The organism is Achromobacter sp. DMS1 (genome assembly GCF_001270295.1).
In genome coordinates this window covers 17,258-25,006 of sequence record NZ_LHSJ01000072.1, presented here as the reverse complement: position 1 = coordinate 25,006, position 7,749 = coordinate 17,258, and the positions used below count along the sequence as shown (strand labels likewise).

General features: G+C 70.4%; 5 protein-coding genes and 4 pseudogenes. 5 read left to right on the top strand and 4 right to left on the bottom strand.

Annotated features, from left to right (window positions below; all coding sequences use genetic code 11):
• Together AD428_RS24825 and AD428_RS10630 are read left to right on the top strand one after the other, a co-directional pair.
• Nucleotides 1-223, top strand: a pseudogene (locus AD428_RS24825) (phosphate acyltransferase); the annotation flags it as partial.
• An 11-nt stretch (nucleotides 224-234) separates the two neighbouring features.
• Nucleotides 235-2,196 carry a TonB-dependent receptor gene (locus tag AD428_RS10630; RefSeq protein ID WP_082308358.1) on the top strand — a complete coding sequence of 654 codons (1,962 nt, stop codon included), beginning with the start codon at nucleotides 235-237 and terminating at the stop codon, nucleotides 2,194-2,196.
• Nucleotides 2,197-2,214: 18 nt separating this feature from the next.
• On the opposite strand, the gene AD428_RS10625 is transcribed toward AD428_RS10630, so the two are convergent.
• Both AD428_RS10625 and AD428_RS10620 read right to left on the bottom strand, forming a co-directional pair.
• Nucleotides 2,215-2,958: an SDR family oxidoreductase gene (locus AD428_RS10625; RefSeq protein ID WP_053245149.1), complete on the bottom strand. Its 744-nt coding sequence runs from the start codon at nucleotides 2,956-2,958 to the stop codon at nucleotides 2,215-2,217.
• Between the two features lie 68 nt (nucleotides 2,959-3,026).
• Nucleotides 3,027-4,241: pseudogene (locus AD428_RS10620) on the bottom strand (GntP family permease); the annotation flags it as partial.
• Between AD428_RS10620 and AD428_RS10615 the strand changes: the two are divergent.
• From AD428_RS10615 to AD428_RS10605, 3 genes and pseudogenes are all read left to right on the top strand, one after another.
• A pseudogene (locus AD428_RS10615) lies at nucleotides 4,239-5,072 on the top strand (ABC transporter permease); the annotation flags it as partial. The pseudogenes AD428_RS10620 and AD428_RS10615 overlap by 3 nt on opposite strands.
• A gap of 76 nt (nucleotides 5,073-5,148) precedes the next feature.
• Nucleotides 5,149-6,033 carry an iron chelate uptake ABC transporter family permease subunit gene (locus tag AD428_RS10610; protein ID WP_235489791.1) on the top strand — a complete coding sequence of 295 codons (885 nt, stop codon included), beginning with the start codon at nucleotides 5,149-5,151 and terminating at the stop codon, nucleotides 6,031-6,033.
• Entirely contained in the window at nucleotides 6,030-6,788 is a 759-nt protein-coding gene (locus AD428_RS10605) for an iron ABC transporter ATP-binding protein (protein WP_053245148.1), read from the top strand. Before AD428_RS10610 ends, AD428_RS10605 begins: the two co-directional genes overlap by 4 nt.
• A gap of 10 nt (nucleotides 6,789-6,798) precedes the next feature.
• On the opposite strand, the gene AD428_RS29445 is transcribed toward AD428_RS10605, so the two are convergent.
• Together AD428_RS29445 and AD428_RS29440 are read right to left on the bottom strand one after the other, a co-directional pair.
• Nucleotides 6,799-7,032 carry a hydroxyethylthiazole kinase gene (locus AD428_RS29445; RefSeq protein ID WP_369798738.1) on the bottom strand — a complete coding sequence of 78 codons (234 nt, stop codon included), beginning with the start codon at nucleotides 7,030-7,032 and terminating at the stop codon, nucleotides 6,799-6,801.
• Nucleotides 7,033-7,111: 79 nt separating this feature from the next.
• Nucleotides 7,112-7,510 (bottom strand): annotated as a pseudogene (locus tag AD428_RS29440) (hydroxyethylthiazole kinase); the annotation flags it as partial.
• Nucleotides 7,511-7,749 lie beyond the last annotated feature (239 nt).

Here is a 7,749-nt window from a genome sequence, read left to right as displayed (position 1 = left end):
CCGCGTGACCGAGTCCTCGCGCAAGATGGCCCAGGCCCGCCGCCTGGTGGCCGAACGCGCGCCCGAGCTCGAAGTCGACGGCGAAATGCACGCCGACGCCGCCCTGTCGGAGAAGATCCGCGTGCTGGCCTACCCCGACAGCACGCTGAAGGGCCCGGCCAACCTGCTGGTCATGCCCAACCTCGACACGGGCAACATCACGTACAACATGCTCAAGATGACCGACGATCCGGCGTGTCCGAGGTCGACACGGCGACCCGCACGCGCACGCCGGCGCGCGAGGTGCCGCAGGCCATCGACGCGGTCAAGCTCGACGAACTGCGCAAGTACGGCGCGTCCACGCTGGGCGAGGCGCTGGCCGGCATCCCGAACGTGTCCAGCGCACAGGACACGCGCTTTGACGCGCTGCGCATCCGCGGTTTCGCTGCCGGCAGCGATTTCTATCTCGACGGCATCCGCGACGACAGCCAGTACGTGCGCGACCTGCGCAATATCGAGCGGGTGGAGGTGCTCAAGGGGCCGGCGGCCGTGCTCTACGGACGCGGAAGCCAGGGCGGCATCGTCAACCGGGTGAGCAAGGCGCCGCAGCCCGGCCGCGAATCCAGTCTCGAAGCGCAGGCGGGCAGTTGGAACCTGCGCAGCTTCTACGCGGACCTGAGCGCCGATCCCGGCGACTCGGTCAGCCTCCGCCTGAACGCGGGCCAGGAAGAGCAGGACAGCTTCCGCCGCCGCATTGAGGGCACGCGGCAGCTCTTCGCGCCTTCGGTCCATTGGCGCGTCGCGCCGGGCCTGGACTGGGTGGCCCAGTACGAATACAGCCGCTACCGGCGCACGCCCGACCGGGGCGTGCCCGGCGTGGACGGCCGCCCGGCCGATGTGGGCCGCCGCGCCATCTACGGCGACCCCGGGCGCGACTACATCGACGACCGCGCGCGCGGCTTCCGCTCGCGGCTCGCCTACCGCCTCTCGCCCGATTGGCAGGTGCGCCACACGCTGGGCGTCTTCCGGCTGCACAGCGAGTTCGACAATACCTACCTCACCGGCTATCGCGCGGCCACCGGCAAGGTAGGCCGCGTACGCTGGCAGCAGGACCTCAACACCCGCAACATCGTCAACAACCTGGAAACGGAAGGGCGGTTCCATACCGCGGGCATCGAGCATCGCGTGCTTGCGGGGCTGGAGTTCGGCGACCAGCAACGTTCTCCCACGCTGCATCGGGCGGCGTCGCGGGGCCCGGGCGCGCGGCCGGTGCCCCAGCTCGATCTGTACCGCCCCGATCTGTCGCAGCAGCACCAGGGCGCCATGGAGCTTGCCAGCGACGCCCGCCACCAGGCGGAAAGCCGCGGCTTCTATCTGCAGGACCAGATCCGCTTCAGCGGGGCGTGGAGCGTGCTGGCCGGGGTGCGCCTGGACCGCTTCCGCATCGAATCCGCCAACCGCGTGCTCGGCATGTCGGCTTCGCACCGCAGCCGCGGCGTGAGTCCCCGCCTGGGCGTGGTCTGGAGCCCGCTGCCCGCGCATTCGTTCTATGCCTCATACAGCAAGACCTTCTCGCCCACCGGCGGCGGCACGATCGGCATCGCGCCCAACGCCCGGGGCAACGCCAACCGCCTTCCGCCGGAGCACACCCGCCAGTACGAGGCGGGCGTCAAGAGCGACTGGCTGGGCGGCGGCCTGAGCACCACGCTGGCGGTCTATCAGCTCGAACTCTACAACCGGCGCACGCGCGACCCGGACGATCCCTCCTTCATCCGGCTCACCGGCCTGCAGCGTTCGCGCGGGCTGGAGCTCACCGCCGCCGGCCGGCTGGCCGCGAACTGGTACCTGCGCGGCGGGCTGGGCCTGCAGCATGCCTCCATCGTGAAGGACGGCAACGGCATGGCCGGCCGGCGCGTGGGCAATGTGGCGCAGCGCAACGGCGGCATCTACCTGGCTTACCGGCCCGCCGAGGGCTGGCATGGCGAAATCGGCGCCACGTTCATGGGCCAGCGCTATGCCGACAGCGCCAATACCGTGACGCTGCCGGGCTACGCGCGCTGGGACGCGGCGGTGGGCTACCGACAGGCGCGCTGGGACTGGACCCTGGCCATGCGCAACCTGGCCGACAAGACCTACTACGCCTCGGCCGCCAGCGCCGGCCAGATCCGGCCGGGCGAGCCGCGCACCGTGGTGGCCACCGCCAGGTACCGCTTCTGAACGGACAACGGCCGGCGTTCAGGCCAGCCCGCCATTGGCGCGCAGGATCTGGCCGTTGATCCAGCCGCCGTCGGGGCCGGCCAGGAACGACACCACGCCCGCGATGTCCTCGGGCTGGCCCAGGCGTTCCAGCGGCGGCATCTTCGCATAGCGTTCGATGAGCTCCGCGCTCTTGTCCTTGAGGAAAAGCTCCGTGGCCACCGGCCCCGGCGCCACGGCGTTCACGGTGATCCGGCGGCCGCGCAGCTCATTGGCCAGCACGCGGGTAAAGCCTTCCACTGCCGCCTTGCTGGCGATGTAGGCGCCGTAGCCCGGCAGGTTCAGCGCCAGCGTGGTGCTCGACACGTTGATGATGCGGCCGCCCTCGGCAAGGCGCGTGGCCGCCAGGCGCAGCGTATTGAACGTGCCGCGCGTGTTGAGGTCGAAGGCCTGGTCGTACAGCGCATCGCTGGTGTCGGCCAGCGGCGCCAGCTTGAGCATGCCCGCGCTGTTGACCAGCACGTCGATCCTGCCTAGCTGGCGTTCCACCTCGTCGAACAGGTTGCGCACCTCGTCGGGGCGGGCGACGTCGGCGCGCAGGGGCAGGGCGCGTCCGCCGGCCTGGCGGATTTCCTCGGCCAGCGCTTCGGCGCGGTCGGCGCTGGAGGCATAGTTGATGGCGACCGCCATGCCGTCGCGGGCCAGGCGGCGCGCGATGGCTGCGCCGATGCCTCGGGAGGCGCCGGTGACCAGGGCGGTGCGGGGAGAAGTCGGTGTCGTCATTTCGGGGGGGCTCCATGAGCGGAAAACCGGGAAAGGGGCGGCTGCGCGACGGGCTGCCCGGCCGCGGCTCAGACCAGGCCGGTCAGGTAATACACGCCGATCACCAGGAATACGGAAAGCGTGGATATCAGCGTAATGGCAAAAATGTCGCCGTACGACTGGCGGTGGGTGAGGCCGGTGACGGCCAGCAGCGTGATCACCGCGCCGTTGTGGGGCAGCGTGTCCATGCCGCCGCTGGCCATGGCCGCCACGCGGTGCAGCACGTCCATGGGAATGCCGGCCGCCCGGGCGTTCTCGGCAAAGGTCTGCGCCATCGCGGCCAGCGCGATGCTCATGCCGCCCGAGGCCGAACCCGTGATGCCGGCCAGCGCGGTGACGGCCACCGCTTCGCCCACCAGCGGGTCGGGAATGGCCTTCAGGCCATCGGCCACCAGCAGAAAGCCCGGCAGCGCCGCGATGACGCCGCCGAAGCCATACTCCGCGGCGGTGTTCATGGAGGCCAGCAGCGCGCCCGCTACCGCGCTCTTGCTGCCTTCGGCGAAATGCGCCCTGACGCTTTTGAACGAGAACAGCAGAATGGTCGCGATGCCCGCGATCAGCGCGCCCATGACGGCCCACAGCGCCACGCGGTCGCTGGCGTTGGCCGGCAGCGGCGCGGGCAGGCCGGGCAGTTCCACCGCGGCGCCGGCCGGATACCAGGCGGGTATCCAGCGGGTGAGCAGGAAGTTCGCCACGCCCACGACCACCAGCGGCAGCAGGGCGACCAGCGGATGGTGCGCGGGCTGGCCTTCGGGCGTGACCGGCTCGTTGCGCAATTCCGCGCCGTAGGATTCGCCCGCGGCGGCGGCGCGGCGGCGCCGCCATTCGAGGTAGGCCAGGCCGGCGGCCAGCGTGAACAGCGCGCCGGTCAGCCCGAGCCAGGGCGCCGACCACGTCGTGGTGTCGAAAAACGTGGTGGGAATGATGTTCTGGATCTGCGGCGTGCCGGGCAGCGCCGTCATGGTGAAGGTGAAGGCGCCCAGCGCGATGGCGCCCGGCATCAGCCGCTTGGGGATGCCGCCTTGCCGGAACATCTCGGCGGCGAAGGGGTAGACCGCGAACACCACCACGAAGAGCGATACGCCGCCATAGGTGAGCACCGCGCACACCAGCACGATGGCCGCGATGGCGCGCTCGGCCCCGATCAGGCGCAGCACGGCCTGCACGATGGCGCGCGAGAAGCCGGAGATCTCGATCAGCTTGCCGAATACCGCGCCCAGCAGGAACACCGGAAAGTAGAGCTGATGGTGTCGCGGGTGCCGCGCACCCTGGCGCTGCTGCTGGCGGGCATGTCGCTGGCGGTGGCGGGCCTCATCATGCAGATGCTGGTGCGCAATCGCTACGTGGAGCCCAGCACCGCCGGAACCATCGAGGCGGCCACGCTGGGCATTCTGGTGGTGACGCTGCTCGCGCCGGACACCTCCATGATCGGCAAGATGGCCGTGGCCACCGGTTTCGCGCTGGCGGGCACGCTGGTCTTCCTGGCGCTGCTGCGGCGGGTGCCGCTGCGCACGCCGTTCATCGTGCCGCTCATCGGCCTCATCCTGGGCGGCGTGATCCATGCCGCCACGACCTTCCTGGCGGTGCGCTACGACCTGATGCAATCGCTGCACGCCTGGACCACGGGCGATTTCTCGGGCGTGCTGCGCGGACGGTACGAACTGCTGTGGATCGGTTTCGCGCTGGCCGGCGCGGCTTATCTCGCCGCCGACCGCTACACCGTGGCCGGCATGGGCCGCGAGTTCGCCGCCAACCTGGGGCTGAACCACGCCCGGCTCACGCTGGCCGGGCTGCTCATCGTGTCCGCCATCTCGGCGGTGGTGGTGGTGACGGCCGGAGCGATTCCCTTCCTGGGCCTCATCGTGCCCAACGCGGTGAGCCTGGTCATGGGAGACAACATGCGCCGTTCCATTCCGTGGGTGGCGGCGCTGGGCGGCATGTTCGTGCTGGGCTGCGACATCCTGGGCCGTCTCGTCATCCACCCTTACGAAGTGCCGATCGGCACGGTGGTCGGGGTGCTGGGCAGCGTGCTGTTCCTGTGCCTGTTGCGCATCCGGAGGAACCGTGGCGGCTGATTCGCGCCCCTTTTCTCCGCAGGCGGCGCGTCTGGCGCTGCTGGCCGCGGCGGCGCTGGGCTGCATCGCGGCGTTCATGACGCTGGGCGCGAACGGCCAGTGGGATTTCGTGCTGCCGTTTCGCGGCGCCAAGCTGGCGGCCATGTTGCTGGTGGCCTATGCCGTGGCGGTGTCGTCGGTGCTGTTCCAGACCATTACCCACAACCGCATCCTCACGCCGGCCATCATGGGTTTCGATGCGCTGTACCTGCTCATCCAGGCCGTGGTGGTCTATGCGTTCGGGCAGGCGGCGGCCACGGCCTCGCATCCGGTGGCGGCATTCGCGCTGGAGGTCGGGGCCATGACGCTGTTCGCCTGCGTGCTGTTCCGCTGGCTTTTCGGCGACGCGGCGCGCAGCCTGCACCTGATGATGCTGGTGGGCATCATCTTCGGCCTGCTGTTTCGCAGCCTGTCCAGTTTCATGGTGCGTCTGATCGATCCGAACGAATTCCTGGTGCTGCAGGACCGCATGTTCGCCAGTTTCAATTCGGTGCGCACCGGCCTGCTGCCCGCGGCCCTGGCCGCCGTGCTGGCCGCCACGCTGCTGCTGGCCCGCATGCGCCGCTGCTACGACGTGCTGGCGCTCGGGCGCGACACCGCCGTGAACCTGGGCGTGAACTACCGGCGCAGCCTGCTGCTGACGCTGGCGGCCGTGGCGGTGCTGGTTTCGGTGTCCACGGCGCTGGTCGGGCCGGTGACGTTCTTCGGCCTGCTGGCGAGCAACCTGGCGTACCGGGTCATGGGGTCCGACCGGCACCGCCACACCGTGCCGGCCGCCGTCTTGCTGGGCGTCATTTTTCTGGTGGGCGGCCAGGCGCTGCTGGAGCGCGTGCTGTCTCTCAATACCACCGTCAGCGTGGTGATCGAATTCGTGGGGGGGCTGTTGTTCCTGGTATTGATTTTGCGCAGGGGGCGCGGATGATCGAAGTCCGGCAGGCAAGCAAGCGCTACGGCGACGCGGTGGTGGTGGACAATGTGACGCTGGCCCTGCCGGCGGGCGGCGTGACCGCGCTCATCGGCCCCAACGGCGCGGGCAAATCCACGCTGTTGTCCATGATCAGCCGGCTGCTGGCGCCCACCGCGGGGCAGGTGCTGGTGGATGGGCTGGACGTGAACGCCTGCGACAGCCGCGAGCTGGCGCGGCGCCTGGCTATCCTGCGGCAGGACAACCACCTGCCGCTGCGCCTCACCGTGCGGGACCTGGTCGCCTTCGGGCGCTTTCCGCACACGGGCGGGCGGCCCACGCTCGATGACAAGGCGCACATCGACCGCGCCATCGGCTATATGGAACTGGAGCCGCTGGCGGGCCGCTACCTGGACGAGATGTCCGGCGGACAGCGCCAGCGCGCCTTCGTGGCCATGGTGCTGTGCCAGGACACGCGCTACGTGCTGCTGGACGAGCCGCTCAATAATCTGGACATGCGCCATGCCGTGGCCATGATGCGCACGCTGCGCCGGGCGGCCGACGAGCTGGGCAAGACGGTGGTGGTGGTGCTGCACGACATCAATTTCGCGTCTGCCTATGCCGACCGCATCGTGGCGCTGCGAGACGGGCGCATCGCCTGCCAGGGAACGCCGGGCGAGATCATACGGACGGACGTGTTGAGCCCGCTCTACGGATTGGACATCGCCGTGCACGACATCGGCGGGCGGCGCATCTGCGTGTATTACCGTTGAAGCGGGGTCTTCAGCGCAACGGCGATTCGGCTTCCAGCGCCTGCGCATCGAGCGCGGCCAGCTCGTCCAGGAAGCGCCAGGCGAACGAGCCCGGCCCTTGCGCGTCGCGGCCCGCCCGCGCGCCCGCCACGGCGAAGCAGGCCAGCGCCGCCAGCGTCGCGGCATAGGGATCGTCCGGCGCAACCGCCGCGAAGCCGCCCACCACCGCCGACAGCGCGCAGCCCGTGGCGGTGACGCGCGGCATCCAGGCCGACCCCCCCCGCCACCCGTGCGCTGCGCGCGCCATCCGTGACGAAATCCACCTCGCCTGTAACCGCCACCACCGCCCCGTGCGCGAGGGCCAGGGACAGGGCGGCGCTTTCCGCCTGCGCCACCGCGTCGCGCGCGTCCACGCCTTTGCTTGCGCTCTGGCCGCCCGCCAGCGCGATGATCTCCGAGGCATTGCCGCGGATGATGGCCGGGCGCCGCGCCAGCAGCGCGCCTGCCGCCGAGCGGCGGAAGGCGGTTGCCTGGTGCGCGACCGGATCCAGCACCCAGGGCGTACCGGCGCGCGCCGCCGCCTCCGCCGTCGCCAGCATGCTCTGCAGCCAGGGCGAGGAGAGGGTGCCGATATTGATGACGACGGCCCGTGCGATGCGGGCGAACTCGGGCGCCTCTTCCTGCGCATGCACCATGGCGGGCGACGCGCCGATGGCCAGCAGCGCGTTGGCCGCATAGTTCATGGAGACGAAGTTGGTCAGGCACTGCACGAGCGGGACTTCGCGGCGCAAGGCGAGCAGGAGCGCGCCGCAGCCTCGGGGCTGGGCGGAAAGCGTATCGGAGGGGAGGGGCATGCCGGGGTCCGGGGTAAGGCTGGGCTGCCGCGCGCGCCGGGGGCGCGGGCGGCGGGCCGCAAAGCGGATATGGTCTTCAAGCGGCCGTCCGCTTGTCAAGCCCGGCGGGCGGGGCATTGCGGCCATAG